Source organism: Streptomyces sp. SID12488, assembly GCF_010548275.1.
Classification (GTDB): domain Bacteria; phylum Actinomycetota; class Actinomycetes; order Streptomycetales; family Streptomycetaceae; genus Streptomyces.
This window is the reverse complement of sequence record NZ_JAAGLT010000005.1, coordinates 141467-163960: the sequence shown is the minus strand read 5'-3', so window position 1 is coordinate 163960 and position 22494 is coordinate 141467. Positions and strand designations below refer to the sequence as shown.

Annotated in this window: 21 protein-coding genes and 1 tRNA gene; 18 read left to right on the top strand and 4 right to left on the bottom strand. The window is 69.9% G+C overall.

All coding sequences use genetic code 11. From position 1 onward, the window contains the following. The first annotated feature begins 14 nt into the window (after positions 1-14). Positions 15-461: an SRPBCC family protein gene (locus G3I56_RS10630; RefSeq protein WP_164408662.1), complete on the top strand. Its 447-nt coding sequence runs from the start codon at positions 15-17 to the stop codon at positions 459-461. A gap of 39 nt (positions 462-500) precedes the next feature. Then, positions 501-572 (top strand) — tRNA-Val (locus G3I56_RS10625). A gap of 97 nt (positions 573-669) precedes the next feature. On the opposite strand, the gene G3I56_RS10620 is transcribed toward G3I56_RS10625, so the two are convergent. Next, positions 670-1395: a 3'-5' exonuclease gene (locus G3I56_RS10620; RefSeq protein WP_164408661.1), complete on the bottom strand. Its 726-nt coding sequence runs from the start codon at positions 1393-1395 to the stop codon at positions 670-672. A gap of 168 nt (positions 1396-1563) precedes the next feature. Here G3I56_RS10620 and G3I56_RS10615 point away from each other — a divergent pair, with 168 nt between their 5' ends. The 3 genes from G3I56_RS10615 (at position 1564) to thrS (ending at position 5449) form a co-directional block, all read left to right on the top strand. Continuing rightward, positions 1564-2130: a DUF4365 domain-containing protein gene (locus tag G3I56_RS10615; RefSeq protein ID WP_164408660.1), complete on the top strand. Its 567-nt coding sequence runs from the start codon at positions 1564-1566 to the stop codon at positions 2128-2130. After that, positions 2127-3350 (top strand): hypothetical protein, encoded by a 1224-nt coding sequence (locus tag G3I56_RS10610; RefSeq protein WP_164408659.1) that lies wholly within the window; start codon positions 2127-2129, stop codon positions 3348-3350. The genes G3I56_RS10615 and G3I56_RS10610 overlap by 4 nt, the downstream gene beginning before the upstream one ends. A 122-nt stretch (positions 3351-3472) precedes the next feature. After that, positions 3473-5449 carry a threonine--tRNA ligase gene (gene thrS / locus G3I56_RS10605; RefSeq protein ID WP_164408658.1) on the top strand — a complete coding sequence of 659 codons (1977 nt, stop codon included), beginning with the start codon at positions 3473-3475 and terminating at the stop codon, positions 5447-5449. 51 nt (positions 5450-5500) lie between these two features. Here the strand turns inward: thrS and G3I56_RS10600 are convergent, their stop codons facing one another. Beyond that, positions 5501-6184, bottom strand: a complete 684-nt coding sequence (locus tag G3I56_RS10600; protein WP_164408657.1) for a potassium channel family protein — start codon at positions 6182-6184, stop codon at positions 5501-5503. 67 nt (positions 6185-6251) lie between these two features. Here G3I56_RS10600 and G3I56_RS10595 point away from each other — a divergent pair, with 67 nt between their 5' ends. After that, complete coding sequence (locus G3I56_RS10595) at positions 6252-6839, top strand: HIT domain-containing protein (protein WP_164408656.1); 588 nt, start codon at positions 6252-6254, stop codon at positions 6837-6839. 120 nt (positions 6840-6959) lie between these two features. On the opposite strand, the gene G3I56_RS10590 is transcribed toward G3I56_RS10595, so the two are convergent. Continuing rightward, positions 6960-8627 (bottom strand): hypothetical protein, encoded by a 1668-nt coding sequence (locus G3I56_RS10590; protein WP_164408655.1) that lies wholly within the window; start codon positions 8625-8627, stop codon positions 6960-6962. A gap of 219 nt (positions 8628-8846) precedes the next feature. Next, positions 8847-11045 (bottom strand): elongation factor G-like protein EF-G2, encoded by a 2199-nt coding sequence (locus G3I56_RS10585; protein WP_164408654.1) that lies wholly within the window; start codon positions 11043-11045, stop codon positions 8847-8849. 265 nt (positions 11046-11310) lie between these two features. Here G3I56_RS10585 and pgsA point away from each other — a divergent pair, with 265 nt between their 5' ends. The 12 genes from pgsA to secD all read left to right on the top strand — a co-directional run bounded on the left by pgsA (position 11311) and on the right by secD (position 22493). After that, positions 11311-12045, top strand: coding sequence for a phosphatidylinositol phosphate synthase (gene pgsA / locus G3I56_RS10580; protein ID WP_164408850.1), 735 nt, complete (start codon positions 11311-11313; stop codon positions 12043-12045). Continuing rightward, the gene (locus tag G3I56_RS10575; protein WP_164408653.1) at positions 12042-12989 is read left to right on the top strand and encodes a phosphatidylinositol mannoside acyltransferase; all 948 of its coding nucleotides are present in this window, start codon (positions 12042-12044) and stop codon (positions 12987-12989) included. The genes pgsA and G3I56_RS10575 overlap by 4 nt, the downstream gene beginning before the upstream one ends. Then, a complete protein-coding gene (locus tag G3I56_RS10570) occupies positions 12986-14155 on the top strand; it encodes a glycosyltransferase family 4 protein (protein ID WP_164408652.1) in 1170 nt (389 codons plus the stop codon). Before G3I56_RS10575 ends, G3I56_RS10570 begins: the two co-directional genes overlap by 4 nt. A gap of 166 nt (positions 14156-14321) precedes the next feature. Then, positions 14322-14867 carry a LemA family protein gene (locus tag G3I56_RS10565; protein ID WP_164408651.1) on the top strand — a complete coding sequence of 182 codons (546 nt, stop codon included), beginning with the start codon at positions 14322-14324 and terminating at the stop codon, positions 14865-14867. Between the two features lie 151 nt (positions 14868-15018). Further along, entirely contained in the window at positions 15019-15933 is a 915-nt protein-coding gene (pdxS, locus tag G3I56_RS10560) for a pyridoxal 5'-phosphate synthase lyase subunit PdxS (RefSeq protein WP_164408650.1), read from the top strand. 5 nt (positions 15934-15938) lie between these two features. Then, positions 15939-16580, top strand: coding sequence for a pyridoxal 5'-phosphate synthase glutaminase subunit PdxT (gene pdxT, locus G3I56_RS10555; RefSeq protein WP_164408649.1), 642 nt, complete (start codon positions 15939-15941; stop codon positions 16578-16580). A 48-nt stretch (positions 16581-16628) separates the two neighbouring features. Then, positions 16629-17381 carry a YebC/PmpR family DNA-binding transcriptional regulator gene (locus tag G3I56_RS10550; RefSeq protein WP_164408648.1) on the top strand — a complete coding sequence of 251 codons (753 nt, stop codon included), beginning with the start codon at positions 16629-16631 and terminating at the stop codon, positions 17379-17381. Positions 17382-17522: 141 nt separating this feature from the next. Continuing rightward, positions 17523-18140 carry a crossover junction endodeoxyribonuclease RuvC gene (ruvC, locus tag G3I56_RS10545; RefSeq protein ID WP_164408647.1) on the top strand — a complete coding sequence of 206 codons (618 nt, stop codon included), beginning with the start codon at positions 17523-17525 and terminating at the stop codon, positions 18138-18140. Beyond that, positions 18137-18745 (top strand): Holliday junction branch migration protein RuvA, encoded by a 609-nt coding sequence (ruvA, locus tag G3I56_RS10540; protein WP_164408646.1) that lies wholly within the window; start codon positions 18137-18139, stop codon positions 18743-18745. The genes ruvC and ruvA overlap by 4 nt, the downstream gene beginning before the upstream one ends. Before the next feature lie 89 nt (positions 18746-18834). Continuing rightward, positions 18835-19908, top strand: a complete 1074-nt coding sequence (ruvB, locus tag G3I56_RS10535; RefSeq protein WP_164408645.1) for a Holliday junction branch migration DNA helicase RuvB — start codon at positions 18835-18837, stop codon at positions 19906-19908. Between the two features lie 175 nt (positions 19909-20083). Beyond that, entirely contained in the window at positions 20084-20587 is a 504-nt protein-coding gene (gene yajC / locus G3I56_RS10530; RefSeq protein WP_164408644.1) for a preprotein translocase subunit YajC, read from the top strand. A gap of 145 nt (positions 20588-20732) precedes the next feature. After that, complete coding sequence (secD, locus tag G3I56_RS10525) at positions 20733-22493, top strand: protein translocase subunit SecD (RefSeq protein WP_164408643.1); 1761 nt, start codon at positions 20733-20735, stop codon at positions 22491-22493. The last annotated feature ends 1 nt before the right edge of the window (position 22494 follow it).

Below are 22494 nucleotides of genomic sequence, written 5' to 3'. Positions count from 1 at the left end.
GGCACACTCCGCTCATGGAATGGACCCACTACCGCTTTCGCAGCCGGTGGCGGCTGCCCGCGGCCCCCGCCGTCGTGTACGACGCCCTTGAACGGGCCGAGGAGTATCCGCGCTGGTGGCCGCAGGTACGCGAGGTCGACCGCGTCGACGACACCAGTGGAGTCATCCGTATCCGCTCCCTGCTGCCGTACGACCTGACCTTCACCGCACGCGAGGTGCGCCGTGATCCGGCGGCCGGAGTCCTGGAGATCGCCATGACCGGCGACCTCGAAGGCTGGGCGCGCTGGACACTCACCGCGGCCGGCACCGGCACCCTCGCCCGCTACGACCAGGAGGTCGACGTCACCAAGCCGCTGATGCGCCGCCTCGCCGTGCCCGGACGGCCCGTTTTCCGCGCCAACCACGCCCTGATGATGCGCGCGGGGCGACGCGGACTGACCGCACACCTTCAAGCGGTTTGAACGAAGCCCGTCCGGACCTGTATTGTTCGGTGCGTTCCCGGGCGATTAGCTCAGTGGGAGAGCGCTTCGTTCACACCGAAGAGGTCACTGGTTCGAACCCAGTATCGCCCACCGGGAGAAGGCCGGTCCGTCATCGACGGACCGGTTTTTTTCATGCGCTCGCACATCTGTCGTACGGCCATCTGTCGTACGGGTATGCGTCGTACGGCTATGCCGCCGCCGGCATCTCCGGGCGCAGTGGCCACGCCGGATCGACCGCCTCCGGCGTACCGCTCTTCGCGAACCACGCCTGCAGGCCGCGTGCCTGCGCCGCGTGCCACACCGCCTGGAGGGTGTGCAGTTCGGCGGGGGAGAGGCGCTCCAGACGGGTCGCGAAACGGCGCCCGACCGCCCGTACGAGCTCCAGTGAGGCCGTCGCGTCCGCCGCCGCGTCATGGGCGCCCTCCAGTGTGACGCCGTAGTGCGCGCACAGGTCCGTGAGGGTGCGGCGGCCCTTGCGGTAGCGGTCCAGGTGCTTGTCCAGGACCCGGGGATCCAGCACCAGCAGCGGTGTCGAGTCGAACCAGCGGTCGAGCGACGAGGCGCGATGGCGGCGCAACTCCCGGTCCAGCATGGTCAGATCGAAGGGCGCGTTCATGATGACCAGTGGGCGGCCCGCCGCCGCCTGCTCCGCCAGCACCCGGGCTATCTCCTCCATCACAGGGGCCGGCCAGCGGCCGTTGCGCTGTAGATGTTCGTCCGTCAGCCCGTGCACCGCCGTCGCCGAAGCGGGCACGGGCACACCCGGGTTGATCAGCCAGCGGCTGACCCGCGGCCGGATGGCCGGACCTTCCTGGACCACGACGGAAGCCGACACGATCCGGTCGGTCTCGACGTCCACACCCGTGGTCTCCGTGTCGAACGCGGCCAAGGGGCCCTCGTACCAGCACGTCATACGTATGCAACTCCTCGTTCACCCGCGGCAGCTGACGCACCGTCTTCTGCCCGTTTGGTGATACCCGGGCTGTTTGCGCCGTACGCCGGAAGGAGACAACAGAGATACAGGTTTACGCACTTCACCAGCCTGTCACCGTAATTCACCTGGTTTGGAAGGCATTTGGTCATGGCGATAGCGCAGCCCGAACGGGGCGGGCTGCTGCCCGAGCGGACGGCACCCCATCGAGGCAACCTCGCCACCACCGCCTGCATGGAGACACTGCAGGTGGGTTATCTGCACGCCGTCGCCGCGGCGGCCGGCTGCTCGCTGTCCCAGCCGTTCCCCGACAACGGCATCGACTGGCACGTCAGCCACGGCGCCCCCGGGCACACGGTCGACGACGAGGTCACCATCAAGGTCCAGCTGAAGTGCACGTACCAGATCGCACCGAACCCGCCGGGCCCGTACTTCTCCTTCACGCTCGACAACGCCCACCTGACGAAACTCGCCCGCACCCCGGTATCGGTGCACAAGATCCTGGTCGTGATGCTCGTACCGCGCGCGCAGGACGACTGGCTGCGCGCCGGCCACGACCGCCTCGACCTGCGGCACTGCTGCTACTGGATCAACCTCGCCGGCCAGCGGATCACCGGCCGGTACCGGACCACCGTGCGGATACCGACCTCACGCATCTTCGACGACCGCGCGCTCTGCGAGATCATGACGCGCGTCGGGACGGGAGGCAGACCGTGACGCACCGGCCCACCGAGGACCCCCTGCGGCCCGTCCGGCCGCACCCTGTTGACACCCCCTGGCACGACGAACCGCCCGCGCCCGAACAGGTCGACCCCGCCGTGCTCGGCGCTCTCCTGCGCCGGCACGGCTGGCAGCGGCGCGGGGGAGCCGCCGGACGGTACGGTCGCTGGACCCCACCCGGGCCCGGCGGCAACGGCACGAGCCTCCTCGTGCCCGAGAGCCGGGCCTTCCCCGACAGTGACGACCTGCTCGCCGAGGCCCTTGTCGCGCTCGCCCGCAGCGGGTCGCCCTCCGCACGCGAGGTGCTCGTCGGCCTAGCTGTGCCCAGCGACGAGATCCGCTGGTGGCGTGACGTCCCGACCGGCCCCGCAGGCGTCGCCTCCTGGCCGGTCGAGGAACAACTGCGCTCGGCCGCCCGCCGGATGATGCTCGCCGGAGCACTCGCCACGCGCGCGCGTGCCGGCTACTACGGCGCCCGCCACCGCAGGACCGCCGACGCCCTCCTCGAACACGTACTCGTCGGCGCCGCTCCGGCAGGGCGCAGCCTCACCGCGTTCGTCCCCGTCGACACTGGCCGCCCCCTCGCCGTACGCCTCCACCAGGCCCTCTACGCGGCCCGCGAGGCCATCGACTACCACCGGGCCACCGGTGGCATGGACGCCTTCGACGGCGCCGTCGAGGCAGGCGTCAGCCACGAGCTGACGGAGGCCCTCGTCGCCCTCGTACGCGGTGCGGAAGGCGCCCGGATCGCCGTCGAGTGGGCACCCGGCGCGGAGGTCCCCGAGGGCTGCTCGGCCCGCACCGAACCCGTCGAGTTCTCACCCGGCGACCTGCCCGCCCTGCGCGCGGCCGGTGGCCGTTACCTTCGCGAGGAACCGTCGGTTCCGGTCCGGATCACCGGCACGGTGGTACGGATGCGCAGGTCGGGGCCGCACGGCGAAGGCGCCGTACGTCTGCGGGTGCTGGCCGGCGCCGAGATCCCGCACGTCCGGATGACGCTGGACGAGGAGGCGTACCGGATCGCCGGGCACGCGCACCTCGTCGGGCTGCCGGTGCGGGTGCACGGCCGGCTGGAGAGCCGGGGCGGCTTCCGCCGGCTGACCCAGGCCTCCGGGGTCGTACCCGTACAGGTCGACGAGGCGGAGCGGGACCGGCTGATGAAGTCGCTGCAGGAGAACCTCGACTTCTTCGAGGAGGCGTGCAGCGGGGACGACTGAGGGCGGCGTGACGAGGGCTTCCGGTTTATCTGTTTAGCGGTGGGCGGGCATGGGTCGGTACGATCCTCCCTTGCGCGCGCTCTCGGTATGGCGCCGCACCCACCTGCAGTCAGGAGAGACCGGTGTCAGACGTCCGTGTAATCATCCATCGCGATTCCGAGCGGGAAGAGCGCGTGGTGACGACGGGGACTACGGCCGCCGACCTCTTCGCGGGCGAACGTTCGATCGTCGCCGCGCGGGTGGGCGGGGAGCTCAAGGACCTCGCGTACGCGGTGGCGGACGGCGAGGAGGTCGAGCCGGTCGAGATCTCCTCCGAGGACGGCCTGAACATCCTGCGCCACTCCACCGCCCATGTCATGGCCCAGGCCGTGCAGGAGCTGTTCCCGGAGGCCAAGCTCGGTATCGGCCCGCCGGTCAAGGACGGCTTCTACTACGACTTCGACGTCGAGAAGCCGTTCACTCCCGAGGACCTCAAGGTCATCGAGAAGAAGATGCAGGAGATCCAGAAGCGCGGGCAGCGGTTCTCCCGCCGTGTGGTGACCGACGAGGCGGCTCGCGAGGAGCTGGCGTCGGAGCCGTACAAGCTGGAGCTGATCGGCATCAAGGGCTCCGCCTCGACCGACGACGGCGCCAACGTCGAGGTCGGCTCCGGTGAGCTGACCATCTACGACAACCTCGACGCCAAGACCGGCGACCTGTGCTGGAAGGATCTCTGCCGCGGTCCTCACCTGCCCACCACCCGGAACATCCCGGCCTTCAAGCTGATGCGCAACGCCGCCGCCTACTGGCGGGGCAGCGAGAAGAACCCGATGCTCCAGCGCATCTACGGCACCGCCTGGCCCACCAAGGAGGAGTTGAAGGCGCACCTCGACTTCCTCGTCGAGGCGGAGAAGCGCGACCACCGCAAGCTGGGCAACGAGCTGGACCTGTTCTCGATCCCGGAGCAGATCGGCTCCGGCCTCGCCGTCTTCCACCCCAAGGGCGGCGTCATCCGCCGCGTGATGGAGGACTACTCGCGCCGCCGGCACGAGGAGGAGGGCTACGAGTTCGTCTACACCCCGCACGCGACGAAGGGGAAGCTCTTCGAGACCTCGGGCCACCTGGACTGGTACGCCGACGGCATGTACCCGCCCATGCAGCTCGACGAGGGCGTGGACTACTACCTCAAGCCCATGAACTGTCCGATGCACAACCTGATCTTCGACGCGCGTGGCCGTTCCTACCGTGAACTCCCGCTGCGCCTCTTCGAGTTCGGGACCGTGTACCGGTACGAGAAGTCCGGCGTCGTGCACGGTCTCACCCGTGCCCGGGGCTTCACCCAGGACGACGCGCACATCTACTGCACGCGTGAGCAGATGGCGGACGAGCTCGACCGCACGCTCACCTTCGTGCTCGGGCTGCTGCGCGACTACGGCCTGACGGACTTCTACCTTGAGCTGTCCACCAAGGACCCGGAGAAGTTCGTCGGCTCGGACGAGGTCTGGGAAGAGGCCACGGAGACACTGCGGCAGGTGGCCGAGAAGCAGGGGCTGCCTCTCGTACCCGACCCGGGCGGCGCTGCCTTCTACGGTCCGAAGATCTCCGTCCAGACGAAGGACGCGATCGGCCGGACCTGGCAGATGTCGACGGTCCAGCTCGACTTCAACCTGCCCGAGCGGTTCGACCTGGAGTACACCGGCCCCGACGGGTCGAAGCAGCGCCCGGTGATGATCCACCGCGCCCTGTTCGGCTCCATCGAGCGGTTCTTCGCCGTGCTCCTCGAGCACTACGCGGGCGCGTTCCCGGCGTGGCTGGCGCCCGTCCAGGCGGTCGGTATCCCGATCGGTGACGGGCACGTGGACTACCTGCAGAAGTTCGCCGCGGAGGCGAAGAAGCAGGGGCTGCGGGTCGAGGTGGACTCGTCGTCCGACCGTATGCAGAAGAAGATCCGCAACGCCCAGAAGCAGAAGGTGCCGTTCATGGTCATCGTCGGCGACGACGACATGAACGGCGAGACGGTGTCCTTCCGCTACCGGGACGGCTCGCAGGAGAACGGCATTCCCTTCGCGGACGCCATCGCGAAGATCGCGAAGGTGGTCGAGGAGCGGGCGCAGGTCTGATCGGCAGCTGGTCGGTGGCCGACGGACGGCTGACCGGGGCCCTTGGGGAAGTCACTTCCCCGGGGGCCCTTCGGCGTCCCCGGGCCCCTCCCGCGTCGGCTCGTCCTCCTGCGAGAACACCTGCAGCAGCCACGACGAGAACGACCCCGTCACCGCCCCCAACAGCGCGAGACCACACGCCATCAGGCCCACCGCGACCAGCCGGCCGACCGGAGTCACGGGAGAGACATCGCCGTACCCGACGGTCGAGAGCGTGGCGCAGGTCCACCACACGGCGTCGCCGAACGTCCGGATCGTCGCGCCGGGCTCGGCATGCTCCTGCTGGTACACGGCCAGGGCGCCCGCGAACCCGAGCAGTGCCACCGACAGACCGGCGTACACGATCACGCGCGCGTGCAGCGCGAGCCGGGGCCTGCCATGCCGGTGCAGTACGGCCTCGTACACCCTGACGACACGCAGCGGGCGCAACAGGGGCAGCAGCAGGACGAGGGTGTCCAGCCAGTGCGTGCGTACGAACCGGGCGCCTTCGCCGCTCAGCCGCCAGCGCACCGCGTAGTCGAGCGCGAATACCGCCCAGGCTGCCAGCAGCACGGCCAGGCAGAGGACCTGTCCGGCGTCGGACGGGTCGAGGGCGAGTACGCGGACCGCGTACGCGGCGAGAAAGAGCAGTGACGCCACCCCGAGCGGGACCTCGGTGCGCCGCTCCCAGTGTTCCGTACGGCTGTCGTCGTCCATTCCGCCAGCTTGGCCGTGTGTGTCCAGGCGCGTGCCCCGGCGACACGCTCCATATGGGCGAAGCAATATGCTGCATGGCATGACGAGTGAGCCGGAGCAGCAGATCGGAGTCGGGACGCAGGACGCGTTTCAGCGCCTGTGGACGCCTCACCGAATGGCGTACATCCAGGGCGAGAACAAGCCCACCGGTCCGGGCGCCGACGACGGCTGTCCCTTCTGCTCGATCCCGGCCAAGTCCGACGAGGACGGCCTCATCCTCCAGCGCGGCGAGCAGGTCTACGCCGTGCTGAATCTGTACCCGTACACGGGCGGCCATCTGATGGTCGTGCCGTACCGGCATGTCGCCGACTACACGGATCTGACGGACTCCGAGACCGCCGAACTGGCCGAGCTGACCAAGCAGGCGATGACGGCCCTGCGCAGGGCGTCCGGCGCGCACGGCTTCAACATCGGGATGAACCAGGGCACGGTGGCGGGCGCGGGTATCGCGGCCCACCTGCACCAGCACATCGTCCCGCGCTGGGGCGGCGACACGAACTTCATGCCGGTGGTGGGCCACACGAAGGTGCTCCCCCAACTGCTGGGGGACACAAGAAAGATGCTGGCGGAGGCGTGGCCGTCGAGTGCGGACCCGGGCACCCCGAGCCCGGCCTAGGCACCCCCAGCCCGTCCGGCGTTTGAGGACAAGGCCCGTTCAGGGCCGTAGCGGGGTCTGGGGGCGCAGCCCCCGGAGACGCCCACCCCCGCCAACCGGAACCGCCGAACCGCCGGAGGCCTACGCGTCGTAGACGTCGGCCTTGCGGGGCGTCGCGTCCTGTACCGCCGTGCTGAGGAACGACGAGCGGTTGCCGAACTTCTCCGTGTCCACGCCGTTCTCCTCCAGGACCTTCATCGCCGCCGCGTGCACGACCCGCAGTACCGGCGTGGCCGCCCGCAGCGCGTCGTCGGCCATGAAGCGGTGCCGCCACGGCTGGTCCGCCCACGAGTGACGCAGCCCGAAGGGTTCCGGCAGGCCCAGTGAGCCGCCCAGCCAGTTCAGCAGCGGCGGGTACCAGGTCAGCGGCGCACGCGCGGCGAGCCGTACGACCTCGTCCGCGTCGACCAGGGGCAGCTTGACCTTCCGGGTCTCCCAGAACCTGACCGACTTCTGGACCTCCTTCTCCTTGGCCGCGGGCTTGCTGGTGAACAGGGAGTGCACCGGACCGAGCGCGTGCCCGGTCACCTCGATGCGCAGGGTCTCGTGCAGCACGGTGACGGTGATGAGCATCGTGATGATCAACTGGCCGTCCCAGAGCGTCCACTGGACCCCGAGGTAGTGGCGCTGACCACTGCCGAACTGCTGCTTGTTGCAGATGTCCTGTATCGCGTGGTTCTTGATCATGTAGGCGTCCACGTCCGTGCCGCTGGGCCGGGAGACCTCCTTCGCGCCCTCGCCGACGGGCGTGACGATCCAGTGCTTCAGGGACGGCTTGGTGAACCCGCCGGTGTTGAGCGGGCCGCGCTCCAGCATGCGCAGCTGGTCGTGGATGGAACGTATGACGTCCCAGCTGCGGAAGGGGTGGATCTCCTTGCCGGCGTCCCGGGGGACCAGGTCCTCGGCGAGCTGCCAGCTGCCCCACCGGGTGCCCATGCCGAGTATGCCCTTGGGGCCGGCGTAGAAGACGGAGTTGGACTGCTGCTCGGCGCTGAGCCGGGCCAGCTCCTTGCGCAGGTGTTCGGCGGCCGTCTCGCCGGGGCTGCCGGGCACCGCCTCGGGGATCCTGGCGCCGACGCCACCGCCTGACAGCAGGCCGGCCCAGCGGTCGCGGAGGTCCTGCGCGGTGCGCTCGCAGATCTGCTTGGCCCACAGCCAGCCGACGACCGGCAGGACGACGCACGCGCGTGCGTACCAGGCCCAGAAGCCGGTGAACGGCATCTTGATCAGGAAGATCACGGCGAAGGCGCCCACGGCGACCAGCAGGGTGGTGGCGAGGGCGGAGGCCCGTTTGTCCGCGCGCCTGGAGACGCTCGCGCGGCCGACGAAGACCAGCAGCCACAGCAGGAGGCCGGGGAGGAAGAGCACCCCGCACAGCACCGTCACCGCGGAGAGCAGGTTGTCGCGGTCGCGCCGGATGCGGTGGGCCGCGAGGGCGTGCTCGACGATGACCTGCGGCTCGGTGCCGAAGGACTGGATGAGCGGCTTGCGGCCGGCGCCCAGCATGCGGTCGATCACGGCCCGGGAGAAGGCCTCACCGAGCTTGGGCCGGAAGAGCTTCCCGAACGCGCCTCGGGGCGGCTTGACCGTCGACTGGTGCCACTCGTTGTCCGCCTCCAGGATCTTGGTGACCTCGTCGTCCTCCCGGTAGGCCGCCGAGGCCAGCGCGAAGGTCGCCGCCGTCTGGCCCGCGGAACCCGAAAGGGGCACCTGTGCCCCGGGACTGAAATCGAAACCGTCGTCCGCCACTGTGCCGCCCCCTCGCCGCCGTACCCGCTTCTGCGGCCTTTCCCGACTTCCTTGCCCCGCACACCTGTTGAACAGGTCATCACGTTGATCTCGTCACAACTTGATCAGGTGATCAGCGTATCCGCAGCCACCGACAATCGGGCGGCGGACGGCACAAACCGTCCGCCGATCCGGAGGGGAACGTTCCGTGAAGGCCACTTGTCGGGCACCGGCCGCCAACTACGGGGTGCCCTGGGCCTGTTCGCGGACCCTCTCGGCGATCTGCGGCGGCATCGGCTCGTGCCGCGCGTACCTGCGGTCGAAGCGGGCGGTGCCGTGCGAGAGGGAGCGCAGATCGACGGCGTACCGGCTGATCTCGATCTCGGGCACCTCGGCCCGTACGAGGGTCCGCCCGCCGCTCGCCTGCTCGGTGCCGACGACCCGGCCGCGCCGCCCGGACAGGTCGCTCATCACGGACCCCACGTAGTCGTCGCCGACCAGCACCGTCACCTCGGCCACGGGTTCGAGGAGATGGATCTTCGCGTCGGCAGCGGCCTCGCGCAGGGCGAGCGCGCCGGCGGTCTGGAAGGCGGCGTCGGAGGAGTCCACCGAGTGCGCCTTGCCGTCGAGCAGGGTGATCCGTATGTCGATGAGCGGATACCCGGCGGCGACTCCCCTGCCGGCCTGGGCCCGGACGCCCTTCTCCACGGACGGGATGAACTGCCTGGGCACGGCGCCCCCGACGACCTTGTCCACGAACTCGATGCCCGACCCGCCGGGCAACGGCTCCACCTCGATCGCGCAGATCGCGAACTGTCCGTGCCCGCCGGACTGCTTCACATGGCGTCCGCGCCCCGCCGACCGGCCGCCGAACGTCTCCCGCAGGGAGACCCTGTGCGGTACGACGTCGACCTGGACGCCGTACCGGTTGCGCAGCCGTTCCAGGGCGACGTCGGCGTGGGCCTCGCCCAGGCACCACAGGACCACCTGATGGGTGTCCGGGTTCTGTTCGAGGCGCATGGTGGGGTCCTCGGCGACGAGCCGGCCGAGGCCCTGGGAGAGCTTGTCCTCGTCCGCCTTGCTGTGCGCCTGGATGGCGAGCGGCAGCAGCGGGTCGGGCATCTCCCACGGTTCCATCAGCAGCGGGTCGTTCTTCGCGGAGAGGGTGTCGCCGGTCTCCGCGTGGTTCAGCTTCGCCACGCAGGCGAGGTCGCCCGCGATGCAGTGCGTGAGCGCGCGCTGCTGCTTGCCGAAGGGCGCGGACAGGGCGCCGACGCGCTCGTCGACATCGTGGTCCTCGTGGCCGCGGTCGGCGAGCCCGTGCCCGGAGACATGGACCGTCGCGTCGGGCCGCAGGGTGCCGGAGAAGACGCGGACGAGCGACACCCGGCCCACGTAGGGGTCGCTGGCCGTCTTCACGACCTCCGCGACCAGCGGGCCGTCCGGATCGCAGAGCTTCAGCTCGCGCGGGCGGCCGTCCACCGTGGTGACCCCGGGCGCCGCGCGCTCCAGCGGGGTCGGGAAGCCCCCGGTGACCAGTTCCAGCAGTTCCACCGTGCCCAGACCCTGCCGGGCACCCTCGGCGGCGGGGGCGGCGGCGAGCACGGGGAAGAAGGTTCCGCGCGCGACGGCGCGCTCCAGGTCCTCGACCAGCGTGCCGAAGCCGATCTCCTCGCCGCCCAGATAGCGGTCCATGAGGGTCTCGTCCTCGCTCTCCGCGATGATCCCCTCGATGAGCCGGTTGCGTGCCTCCTCGATGGCCGGGAGCTGGTCGGGGCCCGGTTCGGCCTCCTTGCGCTCCCCGGTGGAGTAGTCGAAAAGCTTCCGCGAGAGCAGCCCGGTCAGCCCGGTCACGGGCGCGTGCCCGTCCGGCCCGGGCGCGCCGTGCAGCGGCAGATAGAGCGGCAGTACGGCGTCGGGGTCGTCCGCGCCGAAGGCCTCCGCGCAGGTGCGGGTCATGTCGTCGAAGTCCGCGCGCGCTGACTCCAGATGCGTGACGACGATGGCCCGCGGCATGCCTACTGCCGCGCACTCCTCCCACACCATCCGCGTCGAGCCGTCCACCCCGTCCGCGGCCGAGACGACGAAAAGGGCCGCGTCCGCCGCGCGCAGACCGGCCCTGAGCTCCCCGACGAAGTCGGCGTATCCGGGAGTGTCCAGAATATTGATCTTGTATCCGCCCCATTCGACGGGTACCAGCGAGAGCTGTACCGAGCGGTGCTGCCGGTGCTCGATCTCGTCGTAGTCGGAGACGGTGCCGCCGTCCTCCACACGGCCCGCCCGGTTGACGGCCCCCGCAGTCAGCGCGAGAGCCTCCACCAGAGTCGTCTTGCCCGATCCGGAGTGGCCGACCAGCACCACATTCCGTATGGACGCGGGGTGGTCGGCCGCCGTAGCCCTGCCGGCGGCTCCGGGGTGTGCGTTCGCCTTGTCGCCCATGGTCCTGCCTCCCGTGCACGGTGAGGTCACTGTGGGCGCGGACGTGCCGAAGCCGCGTGCGGTGGCGGCTCCGGTGACGCCCGCGGTGCTTTCGAGCTTTGCACTCGGGTCACGGTGCGTCCATACGACGGACGTGATCGCGCGGACGGGACGAAGTGCGTGCGGTGATCCGGGCTGCCGACATCCCGCTGTGACCCGGATGGCGTCAGGCCGTGACACGGGGGTGCGGGTGCCCGAACGTCGCACATGCGCGCGCGTGGCTACGATGGGCCAGCCGGTGGCCACTAGGGGCCGCGCGGCCACACCGACCCTCGGGAAGGCCATGCTGAACAAGTACGCGCGTGCATTCTTCACGCGTGTCCTCACACCGTTCGCAGCGTTTCTCATCCGCCGGGGCGTCAGCCCCGACACGGTCACGCTCCTCGGCACCGCCGGAGTGATCGCGGGCGCGCTGGTCTTCTACCCCAGGGGCGAGCTCTTCTGGGGCACGATCGTCATCACGCTGTTCGTCTTCTCGGACCTCGTCGACGGCAACATGGCTCGCCAGCTGGGCCGTTCCAGTCGTTGGGGCGCCTTCCTGGACTCCACCCTCGACCGGGTGGCCGACGGCGCGGTCTTCGGCGGCTTCGCCCTCTGGTACGCGGGCGGCGGGAACGACATCGTCCTGTGCGCGGTCTCCATCTTCTGTCTGACCAGCGGCCAGGTGGTCTCGTACACCAAGGCGCGGGGCGAGTCGATCGGCCTGCCGGTCGCCGTCAACGGCCTGATCGAGCGCGCCGAGCGCCTGGTGATCTCCCTGGTCGCGGCCGGTCTCTCGGGTATGCACAAGTTCGGGGTGCCCGGCATCCAGTACCTGCTGCCGGTCGCCCTGTGGATCGTCGCCGTCGGCAGCCTGGTCACGCTGATCCAGCGTGTCGTCACGGTCCGCCGGGAGTCCGCGGAGGCGGACGCGGCAGCCGAGAGCGGGAGCACCACGCAGAGCAGCGGGACGGCATCGTGAGCGACCTGCGGGACCGGCTGACCGACGGGGCCTACGCGGTGGGCTGGAGCGTCGTCAAGAAGCTCCCGGAGCCCGTCGCCGTCCGGCTCGGGCGGACCATCGCCGACCTCGCCTGGAAACGGCGTGGGGAGCGCGTCCTGCGGCTCGAGTCGAACTACGCGCGCGTGGTGCCCGACGCGACACCGGAGCGCCTCGCCGAACTGTCCCGCGCGGGTATGCGTTCGTACCTGCGCTACTGGATGGAGTCCTTCCGACTGCCCGCGTGGAGCCCGGAGCGGGTGAAGGCGGGCTTCGACGGTACGGACATGCACCACCTGACCGACGGTCTGGCCTCGGGCCGGGGGGTGATCCTCGCGCTTCCGCACCTGGGCAACTGGGACCTGGCCGGTGCCTGGGTGACCACCAAACTGGAGACACCGTTCACGACGGTCGCCGAGCGGCTGAAGCCGGAGACGGTGTACGACCGTTTCGTCGCCTACCGCGAGAGCCTGGGCATGGAGGTCCTGCCGCACAGCGGCGGCACCACGTTCGGCACCCTGGCGCGGCGGCTGCGGGACGGCGGACTGGTCTGCCTGGTCGCCGACCGGGACCTGTCAGCCTCGGGCGTCGAGGTGAAGTTCTTCGGCGACGCGGCCCGGATGCCCGCCGGTCCGGCCCTGCTGGCCCAGCAGACCGGCGCGCTCCTGCTCCCGGTGACCCTGTGGTTCGACGACTCTCCGATCATGAAAGGCCGTGTCTATCCCCCGATCGAGGTACCCGAGACAGGTACGAAGGCCGAAAAGACGTCAGTCATGACACAGGCGCTGGCCGATGCCTTCGCCACGGGAATCGCCGACCACCCGGAGGACTGGCACATGCTGCAGCGACTGTGGCTCGCGGATCTCGACCCCGCGAAGGATCCCGTCAAGGATTCCGCCAAGGATCCGGCGAAGGGGACCCCGTGAAGATCGGCATCGTCTGCCCGTACTCCTGGGACGTGCCGGGGGGCGTCCAGTTCCACATTCGCGACCTGGCCGAGTACTTCATCCGCCTGGGCCACGACGTCTCCGTCCTCGCCCCCGCCGATGACGACACCCCCCTGCCGCCGTACGTCGTCTCGGCGGGTCGTGCCATCCCGGTGCCGTACAACGGCTCGGTGGCCCGCCTCAACTTCGGCTTCCTGTCGGCGGCCCGGGTGCGGCGGTGGCTGCACGACGGCGCGTTCGACGTGCTCCACATCCATGAGCCGGCCTCGCCCTCGCTCGGCCTGCTGGCCTGCTGGGCGGCGCAGGGCCCGATCGTGGCCACCTTCCACACCTCGAATCCGCGCTCCCGGGCCATGATCGCCGCGTACTCGATGCTGCAGGCCGCCCTGGAGAAGATCAGTGCCCGGATCGCGGTGAGCGAGTACGCCCGGCGCACGCTGGTCGAACACCTGGGCGGTGACGCGGTCGTCATCCCGAACGGTGTCGACGTCGACTCGTTCGCAGGCGCCAAGCCGAAACCCGAGTGGCAGGGCGACACGATCGGCTTCATCGGCCGCATCAACGAACCCCGCAAGGGTCTGCCGGTCCTGATGAAGGCGCTTCCGAAGATTCTCGCCGCCCGTCCCGAGACGAGGTTGCTGATCGCGGGCCGCGGCGACGAGGAGGAGGCACTGGAGGGCCTGCCGTCGGAGCTGCGCTCGCGCGTCGAGTTCCTGGGCATGGTCAGCGACGAGGACAAGGCACGGCTGCTGCGCAGCGTGGACGTGTACATCGCCCCCAACACCGGCGGCGAGAGCTTCGGCATCATCCTGGTCGAGGCGCTGTCGGCGGGCGCACCGGTCCTGGCCTCGGATCTCGACGCCTTCGTCCAGGTCCTGGACCAGGGAGCGGCGGGCGAGCTTTTCACGAACGAGGACGCGGACGCCCTGGCCGACGCGGCCGTACGGCTGCTGGGCGACCCCGCCCGCCGGGCCGAGCTGCGGCAGCGGGGCAGCGCCCATGTGCGGCGGTTCGACTGGTCGACGGTGGGGGCGGACATCCTGTCCGTGTACGAGACGGTGACGGACGGCACGACTGCCGTCGCGGCGGACGAGCGCACGGCGACGGGGCTGCGGGCGCGGCTGGGGTTGGCGGCCCGGGACTGAGGGAGGACGCACCCCTCAGCGGTCGGCGGGCACCATCCAGCCCGTCCGGCGCTCGAGGACGAGGCCGTTCAGGCCGAAGCGGGGGTCTGGGGGCGGCAGCCCCCAGGGGGCGCCCAGGTGAGGGACTCCACGGAGCCAGCGGAGCGCCCATGTAGCGTTGCCGCCCGTGACCCCAACCCTCATCTGGATCCTTGTCGGGCTCGTCGCGATCGGCCTCTACCTGAGCTGGACCGCAGGGCGGCTCGACCGGCTGCACGCCCGCATCGACGCCACGCGCGCGGGTCTCGACGCGCAGTTGCTGCGCCGGGCTTCCGTCGCCCAGGAACTGGCGACGTCGGGTGTCCTCGACCCGGCCGCCTCGATCGTGCTGTACGAGGCGGCGCACGCCGCGCGGCAGGCCGAGGAGGAGCAGCGTGAGGTCGCCGAGAGCGAGTTGAGCCAGGCGCTGCGTGCCGTCTTCGGGGAGGTGGCGCAGGTCGAGGCGCTGCGGGAGGTGCCCGGCGGGGAGGCGGCGGCGCGGGAGCTGACCGAGGCGGTGCGCAGGGTGCCGATGGCCCGGCGGTTCCACAACGACGCGGTGCGGGCGGCGCGGGCGTTGCGGCGGCATCGGAAGGTGCGGTGGTTCCGGCTGGCGGGGCATGCTGCGTTCCCACTGGCGTTCGAGATGGACGACGAGGCGCCGACGGCTCTGGCGGAGCGCGCGCCGGCGTAGATGCGGTTTCCCTGCCCCCGCGGGACGGGCCGAAAATCAGCCTCGGGGGCGAAAACGATCCACCGGCTCCCCATTGGCTCTTGCTGTGGACTGGTTCCCTCCCGTTTGCTCGGTACTGCAGCAGCCCTCTTTCACCGAGTGAGGTCAAACCGTGTCCAGCACGCTCTCCAACTTCGCCCAGTCGCCCGAGACCGGCACCGCCCGCGTGAAGCGCGGCATGGCCGAGCAGCTCAAGGGCGGTGTGATCATGGACGTGGTCAACGCCGAGCAGGCCAAGATCGCCGAGGACGCCGGCGCCGTCGCCGTCATGGCCCTGGAGCGCGTCCCGGCGGACATCCGCAAGGACGGCGGCGTGGCCCGGATGTCCGACCCGGACATGATCGAGGGCATCATCGAGGCCGTGTCCATCCCGGTCATGGCGAAGTCCCGCATCGGCCACTTCGTCGAGGCCCAGGTCCTGCAGTCCCTCGGCGTCGACTACATCGACGAGTCCGAGGTGCTGACCCCCGCCGACGAGGTCAACCACTCCGACAAGTGGGCCTTCACCACCCCCTTCGTCTGTGGTGCCACCAACCTCGGTGAGGCCCTGCGCCGTATCGCCGAGGGCGCCGCGATGATCCGTTCCAAGGGCGAGGCCGGTACCGGCAACGTCGTCGAGGCCGTCCGCCACCTGAGGCAGATCAAGAACGAGATCGCCCGTCTGCGCGGCTACGACAACAACGAGCTGTACGCCGCCGCCAAGGACCTGCGCGCCCCGTACGAGCTCGTCCAGGAAGTCGCCGAGCTCGGCAAGCTGCCGGTCGTGCTGTTCTCCGCCGGCGGTGTCGCGACCCCCGCCGACGCCGCGCTCATGCGCCAGCTGGGCGCCGAGGGCGTCTTCGTCGGCTCCGGCATCTTCAAGTCCGGCGACCCCGCCAAGCGCGCCGCCGCCATCGTGAAGGCGACCACCTTCTACGACGACCCGAAGATCATCGCGGACGCGTCCCGAAACCTCGGCGAGGCCATGGTCGGCATCAACTGCGACACCCTCCCCGAGGCCGAGCGCTACGCGAACCGGGGCTGGTAGCACTCATGTCATCCGTGTACGACACTCCCGTCATCGGCGTCCTGGCGCTCCAGGGCGACGTGCAGGAGCACCTCATCGCCCTGGCCGAGGCGGACGCCCTGGCCAGGCCGGTGCGGCGCCCCGAGGAACTGGCCGAGGTGGACGGCCTGATCATCCCCGGCGGTGAGTCCACCACCATCTCCAAGCTGGCCGTCCTCTTCGGCGTGATGGAGCCCCTCCGCGCGCGCGTGCGCGCCGGAATGCCCGTGTACGGCACCTGCGCCGGCATGATCATGCTCGCCGACAAGATCCTCGACCCGCGTTCGGGGCAGGAAACCGTCGGCGGCATCGACATGATCGTGCGCCGCAACGCCTTCGGACGCCAGAACGAGTCCTTCGAAGCGGTGGTCGACGTGAAGGGCGTGGAGGGCGATCCTGTAGAAGGCGTCTTCATCCGTGCCCCCTGGGTCGAGTCCGTGGGCGCCGAGGCCGAGGTGCTCGCCGAGCACGCCGGTCACATCGTCGCCGTACGCCAGGGCAACGCGCTCGCCACGTCGTTCCACCCGGAACTGACCGGCGACCACCGCGTCCACTCCCTGTTCGTCGGCATGGTGCGGGCCCACATGGCACGCGCGGTGGGCGCGGACCGTACAGCGGAGTCCTTGTAGGATCTCTGGGGTTCGTACAGAGATGGGTTACGCGAAGGAGACAGGCAGATGTCCGGCCACTCTAAATGGGCTACGACGAAGCACAAGAAGGCCGTGATCGACGCCAAGCGCGGCAAGCTCTTCGCGAAGATGATCAAAAACATCGAGGTCGCGGCGCGTACGGGTGGCGCCGATGTGTCCGGCAACCCCACGCTGTTCGACGCCATCCAGAAGGCCAAGAAGAGCTCGGTACCGAACAAGAACATCGACTCCGCTGTCAAGCGCGGCGCCGGCCTCGAAGCCGGTGGCGCCGACTACGAGACGATCATGTACGAGGGCTACGGCCCCAACGGTGTCGCGGTACTCATCGAGTGCCTCACCGACAACCGCAACCGCGCCGCCTCGGACGTCCGCGTCGCCATGACGCGCAACGGCGGCAACATGGCCGACCCGGGCTCCGTCTCGTACCTCTTCCACCGCAAGGGCGTCATCGTCGTCCCCAAGGGTGAGCTGGCCGAGGACGACGTCCTGGGCGCCGTGCTGGAGGCAGGCGCCGAGGAGGTCAACGACCACGGTGACTCCTTCGAGGTCATCTCCGAGGCCACCGACCTGGTCGCGGTGCGCACCGCGCTCCAGGAGGCCGGTATCGACTACGACTCCGCCGACGCCAACTTCGTCCCGACCATGCAGGTCGAGCTCGACGAGGACGGTGCCAGGAAGATCTTCAAGCTGATCGACGCGCTCGAGGACAGCGACGACGTGCAGAACGTCTTCGCCAACTTCGACGTCAGCGACGAGGTCATGGAGAAGGTCGACGCGTAGCGCCGACTCGAAGCGAGCGGTTCCGGCGGGCCGGTGGGACACGTCCTACCGGCCCGCCGCTGTTGTCAGTGGCAGCGGATAGCCTGACGGCAGTCAAAGATCACCGTCGACGGACCGCGACCGGACAGAGGGGTGGGGCGGGTGCGCGTACTCGGAGTTGACCCGGGACTGACCCGTTGCGGGATCGGTGTCGTGGAGGGCGTCCCCGGGCGCCCGTTGACGATGGTCGGTGTCGGAGTCGTACGCACGCCCGCCGATGCCGAGTTGGGCCTGCGGCTGGTCGCGATCGAGCAGGGCATCGAGCAGTGGCTCGATGAACACCGGCCCGAATTCGTCGCTGTGGAGCGGGTGTTCAGCCAGCACAACGTCCGTACGGTGATGGGCACGGCCCAGGCCAGTGCCGTCGCGATGCTGTGTGCGGCCCGGCGTGGCATCCCCGTCGCCCTGCACACTCCCAGCGAGGTCAAGGCCGCCGTCACCGGCAGTGGACGAGCCGACAAGGCCCAGGTCGGCGCGATGGTGACCCGGCTGCTCCGGCTCGACGCGCCGCCCAAACCGGCCGATGCCGCCGACGCCCTCGCGCTCGCCATCTGCCACATCTGGCGCGCACCCGCGCAGACGCGCCTGCAGCAGGCCGTCGCACAGAACCGGTTCCAGCAGGCTGTCGCCCTTCACAAGGCGCAGGCCGCCAACGCAACCGCATCGACAACAGCACACGTATCGCCAACAGCACCCGCCTCGAAAGGCCGCCCCGCATGATCGCCTTCGTCAGCGGCCCGGTCGCCGCCCTCGCTCCCGACTCCGCGGTGGTCGAGGTGGGCGGGATCGGCATCGCCGTCCAGTGCGCCCCCAACACCCTTTCCGGACTCAGGATGGGACAGCAGGCCAGACTCGCCACCTCCCTGGTGGTCCGCGAGGACTCCCTGACCCTTTACGGCTTCCAGGACGACGACGAGCGGCGGACCTTCGAACTGCTCCAGACCGCGAGCGGTGTCGGCCCCCGCCTGGCTCAGGCCATGCTGGCCGTCCACTCGCCGGACGCCCTGCGCCGCGCGGTGTCCACGGCGGACGAGAAGGCGCTGATCGCCGTGCCCGGTATCGGTAAGAGGGGCGCCCAGAAGCTGCTCCTGGAGCTGAAGGACCGCCTCGGCGCCCCCCTCGGCACCGGCCCTGCCATCGGCTCCCCGGTCACCACCGGCTGGCGCGACCAGCTGCACGCCGCTCTGATCGGCCTCGGGTACGCGACCCGTGAGGCCGACGAGGCCGTGGCCGCCGTGACGCCCCAGGCCGAGGCCGCCGAAGGCGCGCCCCAGATCGGCCAGTTGCTGAAGGCGGCCCTGCAGACCCTCAACAGAGCCCGCTGACCGACGGAGCCGGCTGAGCTGGGGCGCCCCCACCGCCGCACGCCTCTCCGCACGAACCACCCGACCGACCCCGACCGCGAGGCACACGCATGAACTGGGACGACACGACCGACGAGAGCACCGCCTCCGAGCGGCTCGTCGCCGCGTCCGCCGACGGCGAGGACCAGGCCGTCGATGCCGCCCTGCGTCCCAAGGACCTGGACGAGTTCATCGGCCAGGAGAAGGTCCGCGCACAGCTCGACCTCGTCCTGCGTGCCGCACGCGCGCGTGGCGCCACCGCCGACCACGTGCTGCTCTCCGGTGCCCCCGGCCTCGGCAAGACCACCCTGTCGATGATCATCGCGGCCGAGATGGGCGCCCCCATCCGCATCACCAGCGGCCCCGCCATCCAGCACGCCGGCGACCTCGCGGCGATCCTCTCCTCCCTCCAGGAGGGAGAGGTCCTCTTCCTCGACGAGATCCACCGCATGTCCCGGCCGGCCGAGGAGATGCTCTACATGGCGATGGAGGACTTCCGCGTCGACGTGATCGTCGGCAAGGGCCCGGGAGCCACCGCCATCCCCCTCGAACTGCCCCCGTTCACACTGGTCGGCGCCACCACGCGCGCGGGACTGCTGCCGCCCCCGCTGCGCGACCGCTTCGGCTTCACCGCGCACATGGAGTTCTACGAACCGGCCGAGCTGCAGCGCGTCATCCACCGCTCCGCGAACCTCCTCGACGTGGAGATCGGTGCCGACGGCGCCGCCGAGATCGCCGGCCGCTCGCGCGGTACCCCCCGTATCGCCAACCGCCTACTGCGCCGCGTCCGGGACTACGCGCAGGTGAAGGCCGACGGCGTCATCACGCCCGACATCGCGCGGGCGGCCCTGAAGGTCTACGAGGTCGACGCCCGCGGTCTCGATCGCCTCGACAGAGGTGTTCTCGAAGCGCTGCTCAAGCTGTTCGGCGGCGGCCCGGTCGGGCTCTCCACGCTGGCCATCGCGGTGGGGGAGGAGCGGGAGACCGTCGAGGAGGTCGCCGAGCCCTTCCTCGTACGGGAGGGACTGCTGGCCCGTACCCCGCGCGGACGAGTCGCGACGCCCGCCGCATGGGCGCATCTCGGCCTCACGCCGCCACGTTCCACAACGGGGGGAAGCGGACAACAGGACCTGTTCGGGGCGTGAGGGCGCGGCTGCTCGCAGGCTCAGGAACCGTGGTGCCATGCTGAGCGTTGTTCCTGGAGTGCGGACTCGCTTAGACTCCGCCGATGCCGCCTTTGTAGCTTTGCAGGTGGCGCCGACCACACCCCCATCCAACAGGCCGCTCACCGCCGCGGTAGTGCGAAGGAAATCCCGTCCCGTGAATCCTGTGACCCTCCTCCCGTTCATCGTGCTCATCGGGGCCATGTTCCTGATGACCCGCTCGGCCAAGCGCAAGCAGCAGGCCGCCGCGCAGATGCGCAACGACATGCAGCCCGGCACTGGTGTCCGCACGATCGGGGGCATGTACGCGACGGTCAAGGAGGTCAACGAGGAGACGGTCCTCCTTGACGCGGGCCCGGGTGTGGAGCTTCTCTTCGCGAAGAACTCCATCGGCGCCGTCCTCGGCGATGACGAGTACAACCGCATCGTTCACGGCATCGAGCACGACCTGAAGACCGACGAAGCCGTCGTCCCGGACGACGCCTCCTCCCTCACCGAGACCGACGAGCCCTCCGACGACGCTTCCGCCGCTTCCGACGACAAGCCCATCGACCTCGGCAAGAAGGACGCGGCCGACGACCCGGCCGAAGAGACCGAGGCCGCCGAGGTGAAGGCGGAAGAAGAGCCGAAGAAGACCGACGGCGAGTCCGACGCGAAGTAGCCGTGTTCCGGGGGAGGAGCGCGGCGCGATCCGCTCGCGTTACGTACCCCGGCACGTGCGGTTCTCGCCAGGAGTCCCGACACCATGTCATGGCCGCCGACCGCGCTGACCCGGCGCGAGGCGGCCCGAGAGGGAGTACGAGAAGGTGGCAGCACCTAAGAAGGGCCGGAGCGCAAGCTCCCAGAGCAAGCCAGGACGCTCGCTGGCCCTCATTCTGATCGCCATCGTGGCGCTCACCGGAGGCATGTTCCTCTCGGGGCACACGACTCCGCGTCTCGGTATCGACCTGGCCGGTGGTACGAGCATCACGCTCGGTGCCAAGAGCGGCCAGGAATCCGCCATCAACAAGACCAACATGGACATCGCGGTCGACATCATGAACCGCCGTGTCAACGGTCTGGGCGTCTCCGAGGCCGAGGTGCAGACACAGGGCGATCGCAACATCATCGTCAACATCCCCAAGGGCACGAACTCCAAGCAGGCCCGGGATCAGGTAGGCACCACCGCCAAGCTCTACTTCCGACCGGTTCTGGCTCTGGAGGTCCAGGGCGGCGCCGCGACGGCCAGCCCCACGCCGAGCGCGAGCACGTCCGGCAGCCCTTCGCCGTCGGCCTCGGCAACCGGTGACAAGGCGACCTCGTCGTCTTCCGGCTCGCCCAGCCCGTCGGCCAGCGCCACCTCTCAGGGCCGCCCGGTCACCGACGCCCTGAAGGCCGATGCGACCCCCACGCCGAGCGGTACGCAGTCCGCGGACGCCAGCACGTCGCCCTCGGCTGCCGTCACGCCCGACGCGGCGACCGCGGCGCTCCAGGCGAAGTACGCGGCGCTCGACTGCACCAAGAGGGCCGTCCGCGCCGTCACCGGTGACGGCGTCAAGCCCACCGAGCCCACCGTGGCCTGTGGCAAGGACTCGCAGGGCCAGTGGCAGAAGTTCATCCTGGGCCCGGCCGAGGTGTCCGGCACCGAGGTCAAGAAGGCCCAGGCCGTCTTCGACACGCAGGGTGCCGCCGGCTGGCAGGTCACCATGGACTTCACGTCCAAGGGAAGCAAGCAGTTCGCCGATGTCACCGGCCGCCTCGCCCAGAACCAGGCCCCGCAGAACGAGTTCGGCATCGTCCTCGACGGTGAGGTCGTCTCCAACCCGTATGTGAGCACATCGATCTCGGGCGGCTCCGCGCAGATCTCCGGCAGCTTCAGCCAGACCGAAGCCCAGGACCTGGCGAACATGCTGTCGTACGGTGCCCTGCCGCTCACCTTCAAGACGGACAGCGTCAGCACGGTGAGCCCCGCGCTCGGCGGCGAGCAGTTGCACGCGGGTCTGATCGCGGGTGCGATCGGCCTGGCCCTGGTCGTCATCTACCTGGTGGTCTACTACCGGGGCCTGTCGACCGTCGCCATCGCCTCCCTCCTGGTCTCTGCTGCCCTCACGTACGTGATCATGTCGCTGCTCGGTCCAGCCATCGGCTTCGCGCTGAACCTGCCGGCCGTCTGTGGTGCGATCGTCGCGATCGGTATCACCGCGGACTCGTTCATCGTGTTCTTCGAACGCATCCGGGACGAGATCCGGGAGGGCCGTACGCTGCGGCCCGCCGTCGAGCGGGCCTGGCCGCGCGCCCGGCGCACCATCCTGGTCTCCGACTTCGTGTCCTTCCTGGCCGCCGCGGTGCTCTTCATCGTCACCGTCGGCAAGGTCCAGGGCTTCGCGTTCACGCTCGGTCTGACCACCCTGCTCGACGTGGTCGTCGTCTTCTTCTTCACCAAGCCGCTGATGACGATCCTCGCCCGCAAGAAGTTCTTCGCGGAGGGCCACCGCTGGTCCGGCCTCGACCCGCAGCGCCTGGGCGCCCAACCGCCGCTCCGTCGCACCCGTCGCGCGTCCGCGCCCGTCGACATGAAGGAGGCGTGAG